We start from the raw sequence: 16,606 nt of genomic DNA, 5'->3' as shown, positions 1-16,606 counted from the left end.
TCGTCGGTACCCTGCGGGTATGCCACGCTACGACTTCCGCTGCCGCTCCTGCGGCGCCACGTTCGAACTGCGCCGCACGATGGCGCAGGCCAACGACCCCGCCGTCTGCCCGCAGGGCCACGAGGACACCGTGAAGCTGCTGTCCACCGTCGCCGTCACGGGCGGCGCCGGCAGCAGCGCGCCGCAGTCCGCCCCCTCCGGCGGGGGCGGATGCTGCGGCGGGGGCTGCTGCGGCTGAAACACACCTAGGAGCGCACTCCCCGCACCCCTGCCAGGAACCGACGGACGATCTCCTCCCCCGCCGCCACCCCCGTCTCCGCCAGGGCGGTGACGCCGGGGGCCGTCCAGCCGCGGTCGGCGAGTTCGCCGTGCCCCGGGCGCCAGGCGGCGTCGGCGGCGAGCAGCAGGTCCGTGTCGAGCAGGGAGTCCCCGGCGGCGAGGACGGAGCCGGCGCCGGTGCGCCGGACCACCTCGGCCAGGGCGGCGCTCTTCGTCAGCCCGGCCGGGACGGCGTACACCTTGCGCCCCTGGAGCGAGACGGCCCAGCCGCGTTCGGCGCACCAGCCGGCCAGGTCGTCGAGCCAGCCCGCCGGCACCTGCGACCGCTCGACGACGCAGTAGACGAACGACCCGTCGGCGACGCGCCGCCGGTGGACCCACTCCTGGTCGGCCCCCGGCGCCAGGCGGTCGACGACCTCCGCGAGCGGCGCCGAGGCGGCGGCGACCCGCGCGGTGATCTCCGCCCGCCAGTCGCCGTCCGGCACGCCGTCGACGAGCAGTTGCCCGCCGTTGGCGCAGATCGCGTACGCGGGGACCCACCCCGCCTCCGGGCCCGGCAGGTTGACCCGTTCGTACTGCTCGACCGTGCGGGTGGTCGCCGGGACGAACCAGGCCTCCCGGGCGAGTTCGGCGAGCAGCGCCGCGGCCCGCTCGGTGACGAACGAGTGCGCCCTGCCCTCGTACACCTCGACCGACAGCAGCCGCGGGGCGTGCCGGTCGGGGGCGGTCAGGGCGAGGGCCTGGTTCGAGTAGACGAGGGTGCGGTCGAGGTCGCTGACGACCAGCGGAGAGAGCCGGGCGCGCATCAGGACTCCGTCACAACGGCCGTGCCGGAAGTCCCGGTTGCTCCTCGGCTGTAGCGCGGGTGGATGAGGCCGACGCACGTGTACGGCAGGTCGTCGACCTCCTCCACCGGTACCCCGCGCTGCGCGGCGAGCAGCCGCACGTGGTCGAGGTCGGCGCCGGCGCCGCGCCGGGCGAGAACCCGCCAGGGGACGCGGCGCAGCAGTACCCGGGTGGTCTCGCCGACGCCGGGCTTGACGAGGTTCACGCTGCCGATGCCGTACTGCGCGGCGATCCGCTCGACGGCGGCCCAGCCGGCCCAGTCGGGGGTGCGGTCGGGGTCGGTGGCGAGTCGGCCGGTGGCGAGCGCGACCTCGTCCCGGACGGCCGCGAAGTGGCCGGCCACGGTGTCGAGGAAGGCCGCGGAGACGTCCCCGTCGGCCAGCTCGGTGTAGTGCTTGGCGCCGTGGAAGTCGTCCGGGCCGATCAGGTCGTCGCGCAGGACGGTGCGCGAGACCAGGCCGGACACGGTGGAGTTGAGGCAGGCGGAGGGGATCAGGAAGTCGTCCCGGGTGCCGTAGGTGCGCACGCAGCGGCCGGGGTCGGCGAGCACGGCGAGGCCGGGGTCGAAGGAGGTGCCGGCCAGGGCGGCGGCGAGTTCGCGGGTGATCGCGCCCTTGCCCGTCCAGCCGTCGACGAACACGACGTCGGGGGCGTGGTGCCGGGCCGCGAGGTAGCGCAGGGCGACGGGGTCGAGGCCACGGCCGCGGACGATCGAGACGGCGTAGTGCGGCACGTCGAGGCCGTGCACGAAGGCGAGCCAGCGGCGCACCAGGATGCCGACGGGCGTCCCGGCCCGCGCCAGCGACGCGAGCACCAGGCCCCGGCCGCGCTCGCGCAGCAGCGTCTCGGCGACGGTGCCGACGGCGACGGCCATGCGGCGGGCGGAGGCGCGCAGCGCCTGGTGGTACAGCTCCTGGTACTCGGGGCACGGCCGGTACTCGACCGGGAGCGACTCGGCGTAGTGGGCGCCGCCGTGCTGGACGGCCTCCTCGCGCTCCTCGGTGGGGGCTTCGAGCGGGACGGCGGAGAGGTCCTTGAGCAGCCAGGCGACCTCGTCGGGGCGGTAGGAGGAGAACCCCGGCCCCCTCAAGGGCTGCGGGAACGGGAGTGACGGATGCACGGGAGCCTCCGGTCGGTACGAGGGCAGCACCGCGAGCACCACCCGATCGGTGACCTGCCGCAACTGCGTGAGCAGCGCGCGCTCGCCCTCGGCCAGCGCCGCCGTGTCGGCGACGTCGTCGACGACCAGCACGACGGCGCCGAAGCGGCGGTCGGGGTCGGCGCCCGGGGCGACGTTGTAGGCGTAGCGCTCGCGCGAGGCGTCGTCCTGCGGGTCGTCGTGGGCGGGGAAGGCGAGGCGGGTGCGGATGGCGTAGCCGGGGTCGTCGACGGCCAGGACGGGCGAGCGGGTCGTGGTCGAGTACCACACACGATCCCCTCCCAGCAGTTCACCGCCGAGCCTGCCACCGCCCTGCCGTTCACCGACCAGCCTGCCACCGCCCTGCCGTTCACCGACCAGCCTGCCACCGCCCTGCCGTTCACCGACCAGCCCGTCACCGACCAGCCGTTCACCGACCAGCCCGTCACCGACCAGCCGTTCACCGACCAGCCCGTCACCGACCAGCCGTTCACCGTCCAGCCGCTCGGCGAGAGCGCCCGCCAGCCGCAGCGGCGCGTACATCAGCTCCTCGAAGCCCAACACCAGGATCCGGTCCGGGAGTCCGCCGACGAGACCGTCGCCGAGCGCGTCGGCCAGCTGTCCGGCCAGGCGGGGCAGGGCGGCGTCGAGGCGGGCGCGGTCCGCGGCGGTGAAGCCGTGCCGCCCGCCGTCCGGGAGGGCGGTCGGCCAGTCGAGGGGGACGCGGACGACCGGGGCGGGCGCGGCGGCGGACGGGAGTTCGGGGGCCGGACCGACCTCGGCCCTCAGGCGTTCGGCGCGGTCGAGGATGTCCCCGGGCAGCCGGACGGCGCCGCTGGCGGCGGCCACCAGGTCCAGGCGGACCCCGAGTTCGGCGGCGAAGTCGGCGAGCCGGCGGCGGTCTGCCTCGGTGCGCAGGTCGACCAGGGCGACGAGGACGTAGTGGGGGCGCGGGTGGCGCGCGTGCAGTTCGCGGATGGTGTTGAGGACGGTCCTGCCGGTCGAGAGCTCGTCGTCGACGAGCACCAACGGACCGTCACCGGCGAGGAGTCGGGGGTCGGCCGGGAGCAGCAGGTGCGCGGTCGCGTGCGAGTGCTCCTCCGCGAAGCCGCCGAGCGGCCGCACGCCGGGCACGGGACGCCGGGTGGAGTGGAGGTAGGGCGCGTCGAGACCGTCGGCGACGCTGTGGCCGAGCGCCGTCGCGGTCTCCGCGTACCCGAGGACGACGGCGCGCGCGGCGGCCTCGGCGCCGAGCAGCGCGCGGACCCGCAGGCCGAGGTCGAGCCCGGCGCCGTGGACGACGGAGGGGCGCTGCGGCACGTGCTTGCCGAGCACGGTGGAGACCAGCAGGTGGGCGCGTTTGCGGTTCTCGCGGAGGGCGAGGCCGACGAGGTCGGTGAGGCGGTCGGAGCCGACCAGGCCGACCCCGGCCCGCTCGGCGACCCAACGGCCGGTCCACGTTCGCTGTGCTGTCACTGCGGTCCTGCTTCCACTGGTACGACGGTACGTTCTTCGCAAGTCCACGAGGTGCTCACCCGTCCAAGGTGCTCACCAGCAACTCCGCGAAGCCCACGTCCTCCCGCGCCACGCCGAACACCTCGGCGCGCAGCAGCACCCGCTCCGCCCAGGCCCGGTGCGGCCGGGCCTCGTTCATCTTGTTGGTGTAGGCCGAACGCAGCACCCCGCCGCCGCCGCGCTCCTGCCGGAGGACGTCCTGGGCGTCGCAGTACTCCTCGTGCGTGACGACGGAGAGCGCGTGCACCGCGGGCACGTGGCTGGGGTGGATGCAGGTCTTGCCCAACAGTCCGTTGGCGCGGTCGAGTTGGATCTCCCGGATCAGCCCGTCCAGGTCGTGCTCGATGATCCGCCGCCGGACCCCCTCGCCCGCACCGGACGCCTGGCGCGGGCCGGACGTGAACGGGGTGCGCCGCAACTGCGGGCGGAACATCCGTTCCTGGTGCGGGAAGTACTCCCAGACCGGGCCCGTGATGGTGTGCCCGGTGCCGTCCGCCCGCCCGAGGACGTTGACGACGTCGCCGATCACCCCGGCCACCAGCGCGACGTCGTACGCGGTGAGGTCGGGCGAGCGCCGCAGGCCGTACGCGGAGCAGAGGTCGGTGACGCCGAGGCGGACGGCGAGCACGCGGTCGCGGTGCTCGGCGAGCAGCCGGGCGATGCCGAACAGCTGGGTGCGCCGGGTCTCCAGGTGGGCCAGTTCGGGCGACTCCAGGACGGGCATCGCGAACAGCCGCCTCCCGCACGAGCGCTCGGCCTCGGCGAGCGCGGCCAGGTACGCGCCGCCGGCGTGCTCGGTGAACTTGGGCAGGACGAAGCCGCTGAGCAGTCCGACGGCGGCGCCGAGCCGCCGGGTGAGATCGACGATCTGCGAGGGGGTGCGAACTCTGATGAAGAGCAGGGGATGAAACTGTGCCCAGTCGGTGAAATCCCTGACCAGGTCGCCCAACTGCTCGACGAGGTTGCATTCCCCCGCGTCCACCTCGTGGTCGGCGATGGCGTCCTCCAGGCAGAGGACCATCGAGACCACGCCCCGAGCAGCCTGTTTGCGGATGTCGGCGGCCAGGGCGGGCCGCGTCGCGGGGCTGTAGAGGGTGCCGCCGAGAGCGGCGGCGAGCAGCGCCGGGTCGCCGTCGGGGGAGAACGGCCGGGGCGGTTCGAGGAAGAGCCGGCCGCGTACGTCGTCGGCGAGGTGGCCGAAATGGCGCAAGGTGCTCTCCTCAGAGGTTTCGACGCCCGCCGGCACGTTTCCGGGGTGCGAAGCGGCGCGCGGCGGCGCGGGACGACACGAGAGTTAACCGGTCCGCCCGTCGCGGTGGTTCCCGATCATCCGCCCGTGTGCACCGCCGTTACCGTCCCGTCCGTGGCGTGCGGTGCACCCGGCCGGCGGACGCACCGCACGCCGGGGGGCGACTTCCGGCCGAAGACGACCGGTCCCGCACCCTGCTCCGCACGGCCACCGGAAGGCTATCGTCCACTTGACCCGGCCCAGGTCACACCGGGGAGCGGAGTGCCAAACGCAAGCCTTGGCAAAATCCGATGCGATCCCGGCGGCTTCGGTCACGTTGTCCGAAGGGGTGGCGAACAGGCAGGATGGTCCGCTATGACGCACGTGATGGCCAAGGGCGCCAACATCGCACTGCCGGCGGCGGCGGTCCGCGCCGTGCTGCGCTGGAGCGCCACGCCCGGTGCGCCGGACGTGGACGCGTCCGCGCTGCTGCTCGGCACCGAAGGCAAGGTCCGTTCGGATGCCGACTTCGTCTTCTACAACCAGCCGCGGCACCCCTCCGGCCTGGTGCGCCACCTGCCCAAGCAGCGGACCCCGGACGGCACCGAGATCACCGACACCATCGAGGTCGAACTGGCCAAGCTGACGGCCGACGTCGACCGGGTGGTGCTGGCGGGCTCCTCCGAGGGCGGCGCCTTCGGCATGGTGACCGGGCTGCGCGTGCTGCTCTTCGACGCCTCGGCCGGCGAGAGCGGGCCCCCGATCGCCGAGTTCGCGATCACCGACGCCGACAGCGTCACCGCGCTGGTCGTGGGCGAGCTGTACCGGCGCTCGGGCACCTGGAAGTTCCGGGCGGTCGGCCAGGGCTACAGTGCCGGGCTGATCGGGCTGGCGACCGACTTCGGCATCACCGTCGAGGACGAGGCCGAGCAGGCCGTCCAACAGGCCGCCGCCGCACAGACCGCCCCGGCTCCCACCGCCGGCCAGGCCCCCGGCCACGCCGTCGACCCGCGCAGCACCCCGCTGCCGACGTCCGGCCCGGCGCCCGCCCGGCCCGAGCCCGGCACCTTCACGCTGGCCCCGGCCGTCCCGGCATCCGCCGCCGCGGCCACCCCGCCCCCGCCCGCCACGGCACCGACGGCCGGTCCCGCCGCGCCCCCGCCGCCGGCGACCCCACCCACGATGACTCCGCCGCCCGGCTCGCCGGCGCCCAACACACCCCCGCCGATGCCACCCGCGCATCCCGCCCCCCAGCCCGGCACCGGGTACGGCTACCCGCCGCCCCCGCAGCCCGGCACGGGATACGGCTACCCTCCGCCGCCCGGACACGCCTCCCAGCAGCAGCCCGCCCAGGGCTACGGCTACCCGCCGCCCCAGCCCGGCACCGGGTACGGCTACCCCCAGCAGGCCCCGGTCCCGCATCAGCAGCACCCCGGCGGCTACGGCTACCCGCAGCAGGCCGGGCCGCCCCAGCCGCCGGCCGCGCCGACGACCCAGAACCAGCCCCAGGCCGAGGAGTTCGCGCTGCCCCCGCAGGGCCCGCAGTTCCAGCCCCGCTGAGCGAACCCGCACAGCGGTGGCACGAAGCCCCCGAGCGGACCCCGCCGAGCCCGGAATCGCCCGGCGGCGGGGTCCCTCACGTCAGTGGACCCGCCGCGCCACCGCGCAGTCGCCCTCGCCGCGCAGGCGCCCCACCACCCCACCACCAAGTCGCCACCGCCGCGCAGGCGCCCCACCACCCCACCACCAAGTCGCCACCGCCGCCCAGTCGCCCAGTCGCTCAGTCGCTCAGTCGCCCTGGTTCTTGTACCCGCGCTGCCACTGCATCCCGAACCCGTACAGCCGGTCGATGTCCGCCTGGAACCCGTTGACGTACCGCACCTCGCGGCGCACCGTCAGCTGGTTGTCCCCCGCGTTCTCGATCAGCACCACCGCGCAGGACCGCGCCGCCCGAGCCCGCTCCTCCAGCTTGATCTCGATCCGCGGCCCGGTCTGCGGCACGATCGTCACCACCGCGTGCGACTGCTCGAACGCCGGGGTGCCGTCGTAGATGTAGACGAAGATGAGCAGCCGCTTGAACTTGTCCTTCTTCTCCAGGTTCACGTACATCGTCTCGCCCGACGGCGCCCCGTACTGGTCGTCGCCGCTGAGCTTGATGTACGGCGGGTCCTGCAGGTCGCCGAAGAAGTTGCCGAGCGGCTGCACCACGCCCCGGGTGCCGTCGGTGAGTTCGTACATGCACGCCAGGTCGAGGTCGACGTTGACCTGTTCGTTCGCCTGGGACGCCGGCTCCACCGGGCTGAAGATGCGCGGGCTGAAGAAGCGCTTGAGCGTCTCCCTCCCGCTGGGGCGGCCGGCACTGGAGCGCATGGTCCAGTGCAGGTTGACGTAGAGGTAGCCGGTGGTGGCCGCGGCGCCGGTGATCGCGTGCTGCGGGGCCGACTTGGTGAGGGTGACCTTGTGCTGGCCGCCCGGGTTGTCGAAGGTGTAGCTCCGGTCGCCGCGCAGGTACTCCCAGATCGAGACCATCCAGTCCTCCCCCTGCTCCCGCCAGGCGATCTGACGGTGCGCCGCTCCATGATCGGGCATCGGCCCGGCCGTCGGATACCCCGACCTCCTTCCCCCCTACCCGATCCGGCCGCCCCGCGTTCACCGAAGTCCGCGGAAGGGCCGATTGGCGGGAGGAAGCCGCCCTCCCGTAACATGCCGCCCCTTCGGACGCGATATCGTCTAGCCGCACAGGTGTCCCGTCCGCCCCTGCGCGGGCGCGGTGGGCACACCGTGCGGCGACGAACGAGACGGACGGCACGTCAGGCCCGGTTCGTACGACCTGACCTGACCGCCCGTGCGACTCGCCACCGCTCGCCCCGTGAAACTGTCCCCTGCGGAAACCCGAGGCCCGACCCGCAATGAACCTGACCTCCATACAGCTGGTCTGGACCGTCGTCGGCGGCGCAGCCCTGCTGTTCGTCGCCGTCCTCATGGCGACGCTGCGATTCAAGAACGCGAAGAAGGACGAGTCCGGCGACTCCTGGGAGCGCAGCGAGGAGCGGCGCCGCCGCAAGGAGATGATCTACGGGATCTCCTCCTACACGCTGCTGTTCTGCTGCGCCGGCGTCGCGGCCGCGCTGTCCTTCCACGGGCTGGTGGGCTTCGGCAAGGAGAACCTGGGCCTGTCGAACGGCTGGGAGTACCTCGTCCCGTTCGGTCTGGACGGCGCCGCGATGTTCTGCTCGGTGCTCGCCGTCCGCGAGGCCAGCCACGGTGACGCGGCGCTCGGCTCGCGCCTGCTGGTCTGGGTCTTCGCGATCGCCTCGGCCTGGTTCAACTGGGTGCACGCGCCGCGCGGCCTCGGTCACGCCGGGGCCCCGCAGTTCTTCTCCGGCATGTCGATCTCGGCGGCCATCCTGTTCGACCGGGCGCTGAAGCAGACCCGCAAGGCCGCGCTGCGCGAGCAGGGCCTGGTGCCGCGCCCGCTGCCGCAGATCCGGATCGTCCGCTGGCTGCGCGCCCCGCGCGAGACGTACGCGGCGTGGTCCCTGATGCTGCTGGAGAACGTCCGCAGCCTGGACGAGGCGGTCGAGGAGGTGCGCGAGGAGCGCCAGGCGAAGCAGGACGCCAAGGTGCGCGCCCGCACCGCCGACCGCCGCGAGCGGGCCGAGCTGAAGGCGCTCTCCCGGCGCCAGGGCGGCGTGCTGTCGCGGACCCGCGGCGGCCGCAACCTGCCCGCGCTCACGGCGGCCGGCGACGGCCCGACCGCTACGGAGCCTGCCCTAGCCGCCGAATCGGACACCGCCTCCCCCGCCTCCACGGGCTCCCTGTTCGAGCCCGCCCCGCGCAGCGTGCTGGACTCCGGCCGCACTCCGCGTGCCGCCGTCGGCTCGTCCTCCTACTCGTCGCCGACGACCTACTCGTCGTCGTCCTCGGCCTACTCGTCCTCCTCGTCCTCCTCCGCGTACTCGTCCTCGTCCTCCTCGTCGTCCGCCCTCGACGCGTCGGGCTCCGCCCGCCGCAGCTCGGCGATCGACCTCACGGCCGACGACGACACGCTGTCGATGCCGAAGCTCGACTCCCTGGAGCGCAAGCTGCGCGCCATCGAGCAGCAGCTGGGCTGAGCACCCGCGCACGCCACGCGAAACGGCCGCCCCCGGATTCCCGGGAGGCGGCCGTTTCGCGTACGACGGGCGGAGCGGACGGGCTACTTGCCCGCGCCCACCAGCTCGTTCTCCTCACCCACACCGTCGCCCTCGCGCCGGTTGCGCAGGATCGACGAGCCGAGCGCGAGCCCGATGAAGGCCACGCCGATCAGGCCGGTGACGATCTCCGGGATGTGGAACCTGATGCCGACCAGCAGGATGCCGGCGAGCGCGCCGATCGCGTAGTGCGCGCCGTGCTCCAGGTAGACGTAGTCGTCCAGGGTGCCCTTGCGGACCAGGAAGACGGTCAGCGAGCGGATGTACATCGCGCCGATGCCGAGGCCCAGCGTGATCATGAAGATGTCGCTGGAGATGGCGAACGCGCCGACCACGCCGTCGAAGGAGAACGAGGCGTCCAGGACCTCCAGGTAGAGGAAGAGGAAGAACGCGGCCTTGCCGCCCACCTGGACCAGCGACTTGCCGGCCTTCTGGTCCTCCTCCTCGCGCTCGGCCTCGGCCTCCAGACCCGACTCGAAGATCGACGAGAGCCCGCCGACCACGAGGTAGGTGATGAGGCCGAGGACGCCGGCGAGCAGGACGGTCTCGGCGTGCTCGGCCGCGAAGAAGCGGGCCGAGAGCACGAGCGCGACCAGCGCGACGACCGAGGACAGGGCGTCCAGCTTGCCGACCTTCTCCAGCGGACGCTCGATCCAGGACAGCCAGTTGTGCTCCTTCTCCTCGAACACGAAGTCCAGGAAGATCATGAGCAGGAAGACGCCGCCGAAGGCCGCGATCGCCGGGTTGGCCGCCTCCAGGTACTGGCCGTAGGTGAGGCCGTCGTGCGTCTTGTCGGAGTGCAGCGCGAGGTCGATGACCGTCGCGGGGTTGAGCTTCGCGGTGAGGCCGACGACCAGCAGCGGGAAGACCAGGCGCATGCCGAAGACGGCGATCAGGACGCCGACGGTCAGGAAGATCTTCTGCCAGTACGGGTTCATCCGCTTCAACACGGTGGCGTTGACCACCGCGTTGTCGAACGACAGGGAGATCTCCAGGATCGAGAGGATCAGCACGATGCCGAACCCCTCGGCCCCCCAGAAGAGACCGGCCGCGGCCAGGCCGACGGCGGTGATCGCGAACGACCAGCCGAAAGTGCGGAGGAACACGGGACTTGGTTACCTTTCGGGATGTTTCGGGCGTGCCCAGGTGCGGCCTCGTCCCGAGACGCCCCGACCGGGCGCCGCCCGGTCAGGTCACCTCCGCACTGCCCTCCGTCGTCATGACGGTTTCGTGATCATGGAATGGATGCGCTTGGTCCGTCTTCCGCTGCCGCCGACCCCCTACTGGACGTTGACGCCGAAGTCGAGGGCGATGCCGCGCAGGCCGGAGGCGTACCCCTGGCCCACCGCGCGGAACTTCCACTCGCCCGCGTACCGGTACAGCTCGCCGAAGATCATCGCGGTCTCGCTGGACGCGTCCTCGGAGAGGTCGTAGCGGGCGATCTCCCGGCCGTCCACCGAGTCGGCGACCCGGATGAACGCGTTGCGCACCTGGCCGAAGTTCTGCAGCCGCGCCTCGGCCTCGTAGATCGAGACCGCGAAGACGACCCTGTCGGCCTGGGCCGGGACCAGCTCCAGGTTGACGAGGACCACCTCGTCGTCGCCGGAGTCGTCGCCGCCGGTGAGGTTGTCACCCTGGTGCTCGACGGAACCCTCCGGGCTCCTGAGGTTGTTGTAGAAGACGAAGTACTCGTCCCCCAGCACCCGGCCCCCGCCGCAGATCAGCGCGCTCGCGTCCAGGTCGAACGGTGCGCCGGTGGTGGAGCGGGCGGACCAGCCGAGTCCGATCTGCACCTGCGTCAGATTGGGCGCGGCCTTGCTGAGCGAGACGTTCCCGCCCTTGGCGAGCGTGACGACCATGGCTGTTCTTCCTCCCTTGCCTTGTCCCGGGGCGCGTTGTTCGGCGCGACGTTCCAGGTTTAGTCGCCCTAGGCCCCGGCCGGCCCCCTCGAGCCGCCTGAACTTCCTGAACTCACATCCTCGCAGCGCCCGGGTGCAGCACGAAGCCGGGGCGGTCGCGGGACCATCGGGTCCCACGGCCGCCCCGGCCGGGTGACGCGGTGTCGGAGCGCCGCACGCCCCGTCGGACGAACGGTGGATCAGACGTTGACGCCGAAGTCCTGGGCGATGCCGCGCAGGCCGGAGGCGTAACCCTGGCCGATGGCGCGGAACTTCCACTCGCCGCCGGCCCGGTACAGCTCGCCGAAGACCATCGCGGTCTCGGTCGAGGCGTCCTCGGAGAGGTCGTAGCGGGCGAGCTCCTTGTTGTCGGCCTGGTTGACGACCCGGATGAACGCGTTGCGCACCTGGCCGAAGCTCTGCGAGCGGGCCTCGGCGTCGTAGATCGAGACCGGGAAGACGATCTTCTGGACGTCGGCCGGAACGGTGCTCAGGTTGACCTTGATCGCCTCGTCGTCACCCTCGCCCTCGCCCGTGCGGTTGTCGCCGGTGTGCTCGACCGAGCCGTCCGGGCTGCGCAGGTTGTTGAAGAAGACGAAGTTGCCGTCGCTGGCCACCTTGCCGAGGTCGTTGCAGAGCAGCGCACTGGCGTCCAGGTCGAAGTCCGTGCCGGTGGTGGTCCGGACGTCCCAGCCCAGGCCGACGACGACGGCCGTGAGGCCGGGGGCCTCCTTGGTGAGCGAGACGTTGCCGCCCTTGCTGAGGCTGACTCCCACGTGTCCTCCAAGAATCGGGAGGCACGCGCGGCGCGCCCCCGGTGGTGCGGTGCGGGGCACGAGCCGGCCTGGCGGCCTCCGCGCCCCACCCGATCAACGGACCGAGCGTAGTTCCAAGTTCCCCCGCCGGCCCACGACGCACCCGTGGAGGACCCGGACCGCGCCCGTCAGAGCGAGGCGAGGACGCGCAGGTACTCCTGCTCGTCCCGGGCGTCCGGGAGGCCGTTCACGACGCTCCAGCGGACGGTTCCGGTGCTGTCGATCACGAACGTGCCGCGCAGGGCGCAGCCCTTCTCCTCGTCGAACACGCCGTAGGCGCGGGCGACCTCGCCGTGCGGCCAGAAGTCGGCGAGCAGCGGGAAGTCCAGGCCCTCCCGGTCGGCGAAGACGCGCTGGGAGAACTGCGAGTCGACGGAGATCCCGAGCACCTGGACGGCGTCGTTCTGCAGTCGCGGCAGCTCCTTCTGGATCGCGCCGAGCTCGCCGGTGCACACCCCGGTGAAGGCGAACGGGTAGAAGACCAGGACGACGGCCTTGGCGCCCCGGAAGTCCGAGAGCCTGACCAGCTCGCCGTGCTGGGTCCTGAGCTCGAAGTCCGGAGCCCCGGTGCCGACCTCGACGGCCATGGTGGGACCTTTCTGACGGGCGGGCGCCGCCCGGCGGGCGCGGCGAGCCAACATCCTCGCATCCGTTCGGGTGCGTTCGGCCGGACGGGTGAGGGCGGGCCGCCGGACGGCCGAAGGCTTTCGCCCTGGGCGAACGCCTCCCCCGGCGCGGCGTCCGGCCGGAGCGGCGGACGAGGCGACCGGCGGAAAACGGCCGGGCCCCGCCGGAGGGAGTTCCGGCGGGGCCCGGCCGGGGCTCTTCAGCGACCCGGGGCTCGGTGCGCGGTCAGCGCTTGCCGCCCGCCTTCGGGGCGGACTTGGTCGCCAGGCGGGTGGCCGCCCAGTCCTTGGCGACGGCGATGGAGCTGGTCTGCGACAGGCCGGCGGTCTTGGCCGCGTCGGCGATGTCCGAGGCCTCGATGTGGCCGTCGCGGCCGGTCTTGGGCGTCAGCAGCCAGATGAGGCCGCCCTCGGCCAGGTACTCCAGGGCGTCGACGAGGGCGTCGGTGAGGTCCCCGTCGTCGTCGCGGTGCCACAGCAGGACGGCGTCGGCGACGTCGTCGTAGTCCTCGTCGACGAGATCCGTCCCGGTGATCTCCTCGATGCCCTCGCGGAGATCCTGGTCAGTGTCTTCGTCGTACCCCAGCTCCTGAACGATCTGGCCCTCCTCGAAGTTGAGACGGGCCGCCGGGTTGGACTTGTCCGCGGGGTCCGCGGTCGCGCTCACGGGAATAACCTCCAGTATTCGGCTCGGCGTCCATGCCGAGGCTGTGGCCGTAGTCCACACGGGCGCGGCGGTTCGCGCAAGTACCCGACCCCCGATCCCCTCCAAAGGTTGACGTGTCGCAGCGGGACACGCCGGTCGAGGTGTCGGGAATCACACCGATTTGCCCTTCTCTGCATGGGACAAGGATGCTTCGGGTGGTCCCGGCCCACAGGCCGTACGCATGCCCGAGATGCGAACGGCATTCGGGTCCGCGCGTGCGCGGGCGTAGAGTCTCCTGTTGGCCCTCACCCCGGCCGCCCGCCATCGGGCGGACGGGAAACCAGGTCGGACCACCTCTGTTCGTAACACCCGGGGGTGCGCGACGCAGGCGAAGACGCCTGTTCCGCTCACCGCCAGACCGTCCCGCCCACCAGGCGGAACGGTTACCGATCGGTAGAGATGACGGATCTCCGAGCGCGGTAGCACGATGGAGGCGGCGCGACACACCTCAGTTTCGACCGACAGTGAAGGAACAGCGTGGCTTCCGGATCCGATCGCAACCCGATCATCATTGGCGGCCTTCCGAGTCAGGTCCCGGACTTCGATCCCGAGGAGACCGCGGAATGGCTGGAGTCGCTTGACGCGGCCATCGACGAGCGGGGGCGCGAGCGTGCCCGTTACCTGATGCTCCGCCTGATCGAGCGCGCCCGCGAGAAGCGTGTCGCCGTGCCCGAGATGCGCAGCACGGACTACGTCAACACCATCGCGACCAAGGACGAGCCGTTCTTCCCCGGCAACGAGGAGATCGAGCGCAAGATCCTGAACGCGACCCGCTGGAACGCGGCCGTCATGGTCTCCCGTGCCCAGCGTCCCGGCATCGGCGTGGGCGGCCACATCGCCACCTTCGCCTCCTCCGCGTCGCTCTACGACGTCGGCTTCAACTACTTCTTCCGTGGCAAGGACGCCGAGGGCGAGTCCGGCGACCAGATCTTCTTCCAGGGCCACGCCTCCCCCGGCATCTACGCCCGCGCCTTCCTCCTGGACCGGCTCACCGAGCAGCAGCTCGACGCGTTCCGCCAGGAGAAGTCGAAGGCCCCGTACGGCCTGTCCAGCTACCCGCACCCGCGGCTGATGCCGGACTTCTGGGAGTTCCCGACCGTCTCGATGGGCCTCGGCCCCCTCGGCGCGATCTACCAGGCCCGGATGAACCGCTACCTGGAGCACCGCGGCATCAAGGACACCTCCGACTCGCAGGTGTACGCCTTCCTCGGCGACGGCGAGATGGACGAGCCCGAGTCGCTGGGCCAGCTGTCCCTGGCCGCGCGCGAGGGCCTGGACAACCTGACCTTCGTCGTCAACTGCAACCTGCAGCGCCTGGACGGCCCGGTCCGCGGCAACGGCAAGATCATCCAGGAGCTGGAGTCCCAGTTCCGGGGCGCCGGCTGGAACGTGATCAAGCTGGTCTGGGACCGCAGCTGGGACCCGCTGCTCGCGCAGGACCGCGACGGCGTCCTGGTCAACAAGCTGAACACCACGGTGGACGGCCAGTTCCAGACCTACGCCACCGAGACCGGCCAGTACATCCGCGAGCACTTCTTCGGCTCCGACCTGCGCCTGCGCAAGATGGTCGAGAGCATGACCGACCAGCAGATCCAGCACCTGGGTCGCGGCGGCCACGACCACAAGAAGATCTACGCGGCGTTCAAGGCGGCCCGCGAGCACAAGGGCCAGCCGACGGTCATCCTGGCCCAGACGGTCAAGGGCTGGACGCTGGGCCCCAACTTCGAGGGCCGCAACGCCACCCACCAGATGAAGAAGCTGACGGTCGAGGACCTGAAGCGCTTCCGCGACCGGCTGCACCTGCCGATCACCGACAAGCAGCTCGACGAGGGCTACCCGCCCTACTACCACCCGGGCCGCAACTCGGAAGAGATCCAGTACATGCACGACCGCCGCCAGGAGCTCGGCGGCTACGTGCCCACCCGCAAGGTGCGCCCGCGCCAGCTGGAGCTGCCCGGCGACGACGCCTACAAGGCGGTCAAGAAGGGGTCCGGCAACCAGACCATCGCCACCACCATGGCGTTCGTGCGGGTGCTCAAGGACCTCATGCGGGACAAGGGCATCGGCAACCGCTTCGTGCCGATCGCGCCCGACGAGTACCGCACCTTCGGCATGGACTCGCTCTTCCCGTCGGCGAAGATCTACAACCCGCTCGGCCAGACGTACGAGTCGGTCGACCGCGACCTGCTCCTCGCCTACAAGGAGTCGCCGACCGGCCAGATGCTGCACGACGGCATCTCCGAGGCCGGCTGCACCGCCTCGCTGATCGCCGCCGGCTCGTCCTACGCCACCCACGGCGAGCCGCTGATCCCGGTGTACGTCTTCTACTCGATGTTCGGGTTCCAGCGCACCGGTGACCAGTTCTGGCAGATGGCCGACCAGCTGGCCCGCGGCTTCGTGATCGGCGCCACCGCCGGCCGCACCACGCTCACCGGCGAGGGCCTGCAGCACGCCGACGGCCACTCGCACCTGCTGGCCTCCACCAACCCGGGCGTCGTCGCGTACGACCCGGCGTACGGCTTCGAGATCGCGCACATCGTCCAGGACGGTCTGCGCCGGATGTACGGCACCAGTGCCGAGCACCCGCACGGCGAGGACGTCTTCTACTACCTCACCGTCTACAACGAGCCGATCAAGATGCCGGCCGAGCCCGAGAACGTGGACGTCGAGGGCATCCTCAAGGGTCTGCACAAGTACGCGCCGGCCACCGCCGGCCAGATCCCGGCCCAGATCCTCGCCTCCGGCGTGGCGGTGCCGTGGGCCCTGGAGGCCCAGCGCATCCTCGCCGAGGAGTGGAACGTCAAGGCCGACGTCTGGTCCGCGACCTCCTGGAACGAGCTGCGCCGCGACGCGGTGGAGGCCGAGGAGTTCAACCTGCTGCACCCCGAGGAGCAGCAGCGCGTCCCGTACGTCACCCAGAAGCTCCAGGGCTCCGAGGGTCCGTTCGTCGCCGTGTCCGACTGGATGCGCGCGGTGCCGGACCAGATCTCGCGCTGGGTGCCGGGTCAGTGGCAGTCGCTGGGTGCCGACGGCTTCGGCTTCGCCGACACCCGTGGCGCCGCCCGCCGCTTCTTCCACATCGACGCGCAGTCGGTCGTCCTGGCGGTGCTCACCGAGCTCGCCAAGCAGGGCAAGATCGACCGCAGCGCGCTGAAGGAGGCGGTCGACCGCTACCAGCTGCTCGACGTGACCGCGGCCGACCCGGGTGCCGCCGGCGGCGACGCCTGACAGCCCGCACCGAGCGCCGAAGGGCCGGATCTCCCGAGGGGCGGTTTCTAGCGGTCGTCGCAACACGTGGTCGGTTGGTTAGGCCGCGATGAGTTTATGCAGGCGCTCGGCTGGGGTTTCCCAGCCGAGCGTTT

Annotated in this window: 13 protein-coding genes; 4 read left to right on the top strand and 9 right to left on the bottom strand. The window is 71.9% G+C overall.

What is annotated here, in order from left to right:
• The first annotated feature begins 19 nt into the window (after positions 1 to 19).
• Positions 20 to 238 carry a zinc ribbon domain-containing protein gene (locus AB0C76_RS07775; protein ID WP_359961265.1) on the top strand — a complete coding sequence of 73 codons (219 nt, stop codon included), beginning with the start codon at positions 20 to 22 and terminating at the stop codon, positions 236 to 238.
• Between the two features lie 7 nt (positions 239 to 245).
• Here AB0C76_RS07775 and AB0C76_RS07770 read toward each other — a convergent pair whose 3' ends face one another.
• Genes AB0C76_RS07770 through AB0C76_RS07760 form a run of 3 tightly spaced genes read right to left on the bottom strand, consistent with a single transcriptional unit; the run spans position 246 to position 4,988 of the window.
• Entirely contained in the window at positions 246 to 1,085 is an 840-nt protein-coding gene (locus tag AB0C76_RS07770; RefSeq protein WP_359961262.1) for an HAD family hydrolase, read from the bottom strand.
• Entirely contained in the window at positions 1,085 to 3,739 is a 2,655-nt protein-coding gene (locus AB0C76_RS07765; protein ID WP_359961259.1) for a phosphoribosyltransferase domain-containing protein, read from the bottom strand. Before AB0C76_RS07765 ends, AB0C76_RS07770 begins: the two co-directional genes overlap by 1 nt.
• Positions 3,740 to 3,794: 55 nt before the next feature.
• On the bottom strand, positions 3,795 to 4,988 hold the full coding sequence (locus AB0C76_RS07760; protein ID WP_359961256.1) for an HpcH/HpaI aldolase/citrate lyase family protein: 1,194 nt from the start codon (positions 4,986 to 4,988) through the stop codon (positions 3,795 to 3,797).
• A gap of 393 nt (positions 4,989 to 5,381) precedes the next feature.
• On the opposite strand from AB0C76_RS07760, the gene AB0C76_RS07755 reads away from it, so the two are divergent.
• Positions 5,382 to 6,566 carry a TerD family protein gene (locus tag AB0C76_RS07755; RefSeq protein ID WP_359961253.1) on the top strand — a complete coding sequence of 395 codons (1,185 nt, stop codon included), beginning with the start codon at positions 5,382 to 5,384 and terminating at the stop codon, positions 6,564 to 6,566.
• 228 nt (positions 6,567 to 6,794) lie between these two features.
• Here the strand turns inward: AB0C76_RS07755 and AB0C76_RS07750 are convergent, their stop codons facing one another.
• On the bottom strand, positions 6,795 to 7,595 hold the full coding sequence (locus tag AB0C76_RS07750) for a Tellurium resistance (protein WP_359961250.1): 801 nt from the start codon (positions 7,593 to 7,595) through the stop codon (positions 6,795 to 6,797).
• Positions 7,596 to 7,915: 320 nt separating this feature from the next.
• Here AB0C76_RS07750 and AB0C76_RS07745 point away from each other — a divergent pair, with 320 nt between their 5' ends.
• Positions 7,916 to 9,121 (top strand): DUF2637 domain-containing protein, encoded by a 1,206-nt coding sequence (locus tag AB0C76_RS07745; protein ID WP_359961247.1) that lies wholly within the window; start codon positions 7,916 to 7,918, stop codon positions 9,119 to 9,121.
• Between the two features lie 83 nt (positions 9,122 to 9,204).
• On the opposite strand, the gene AB0C76_RS07740 is transcribed toward AB0C76_RS07745, so the two are convergent.
• The 5 genes from AB0C76_RS07740 to AB0C76_RS07720 all read right to left on the bottom strand — a co-directional run bounded on the left by AB0C76_RS07740 (position 9,205) and on the right by AB0C76_RS07720 (position 13,205).
• Entirely contained in the window at positions 9,205 to 10,305 is a 1,101-nt protein-coding gene (locus AB0C76_RS07740) for a DUF475 domain-containing protein (protein WP_359961244.1), read from the bottom strand.
• A 174-nt stretch (positions 10,306 to 10,479) separates the two neighbouring features.
• The gene (locus AB0C76_RS07735; protein WP_359961242.1) at positions 10,480 to 11,058 is read right to left on the bottom strand and encodes a TerD family protein; all 579 of its coding nucleotides are present in this window, start codon (positions 11,056 to 11,058) and stop codon (positions 10,480 to 10,482) included.
• A gap of 239 nt (positions 11,059 to 11,297) precedes the next feature.
• A complete protein-coding gene (locus AB0C76_RS07730; protein WP_359961239.1) occupies positions 11,298 to 11,873 on the bottom strand; it encodes a TerD family protein in 576 nt (191 codons plus the stop codon).
• 167 nt (positions 11,874 to 12,040) lie between these two features.
• The gene (locus AB0C76_RS07725; RefSeq protein WP_359961236.1) at positions 12,041 to 12,499 is read right to left on the bottom strand and encodes a peroxiredoxin; all 459 of its coding nucleotides are present in this window, start codon (positions 12,497 to 12,499) and stop codon (positions 12,041 to 12,043) included.
• Positions 12,500 to 12,764: 265 nt separating this feature from the next.
• Positions 12,765 to 13,205, bottom strand: a complete 441-nt coding sequence (locus AB0C76_RS07720) for a DUF3052 domain-containing protein (RefSeq protein WP_359961233.1) — start codon at positions 13,203 to 13,205, stop codon at positions 12,765 to 12,767.
• A 516-nt stretch (positions 13,206 to 13,721) separates the two neighbouring features.
• Here AB0C76_RS07720 and aceE point away from each other — a divergent pair.
• Entirely contained in the window at positions 13,722 to 16,472 is a 2,751-nt protein-coding gene (aceE, locus tag AB0C76_RS07715; protein WP_359961230.1) for a pyruvate dehydrogenase (acetyl-transferring), homodimeric type, read from the top strand.
• Positions 16,473 to 16,606 lie beyond the last annotated feature (134 nt).

The organism is Kitasatospora sp. NPDC048722, assembly GCF_040650235.1.
GTDB lineage: Bacteria > Actinomycetota > Actinomycetes > Streptomycetales > Streptomycetaceae > Kitasatospora.
This window is presented reverse-complemented; position numbering and strand designations above follow the sequence as displayed.

Bases quoted from the DNA above. Each gene is read 5' to 3' on its own strand.
- AB0C76_RS07775 (WP_359961265.1), top strand. From the start codon at position 20: ATGCCACGCTACGACTTCCGCTGCCGCTCCTGCGGCGCCACGTTCGAA.
- AB0C76_RS07770 (WP_359961262.1), bottom strand. From the start codon at position 1,085: ATGCGCGCCCGGCTCTCTCCGCTGGTCGTCAGCGACCTCGACCGCACC.
- AB0C76_RS07755 (WP_359961253.1), top strand. From the start codon at position 5,382: ATGACGCACGTGATGGCCAAGGGCGCCAACATCGCACTGCCGGCGGCG.
- AB0C76_RS07750 (WP_359961250.1), bottom strand. From the start codon at position 7,595: ATGCCCGATCATGGAGCGGCGCACCGTCAGATCGCCTGGCGGGAGCAG.
- AB0C76_RS07745 (WP_359961247.1), top strand. From the start codon at position 7,916: ATGAACCTGACCTCCATACAGCTGGTCTGGACCGTCGTCGGCGGCGCA.
- AB0C76_RS07735 (WP_359961242.1), bottom strand. From the start codon at position 11,058: ATGGTCGTCACGCTCGCCAAGGGCGGGAACGTCTCGCTCAGCAAGGCC.
- AB0C76_RS07725 (WP_359961236.1), bottom strand. From the start codon at position 12,499: ATGGCCGTCGAGGTCGGCACCGGGGCTCCGGACTTCGAGCTCAGGACC.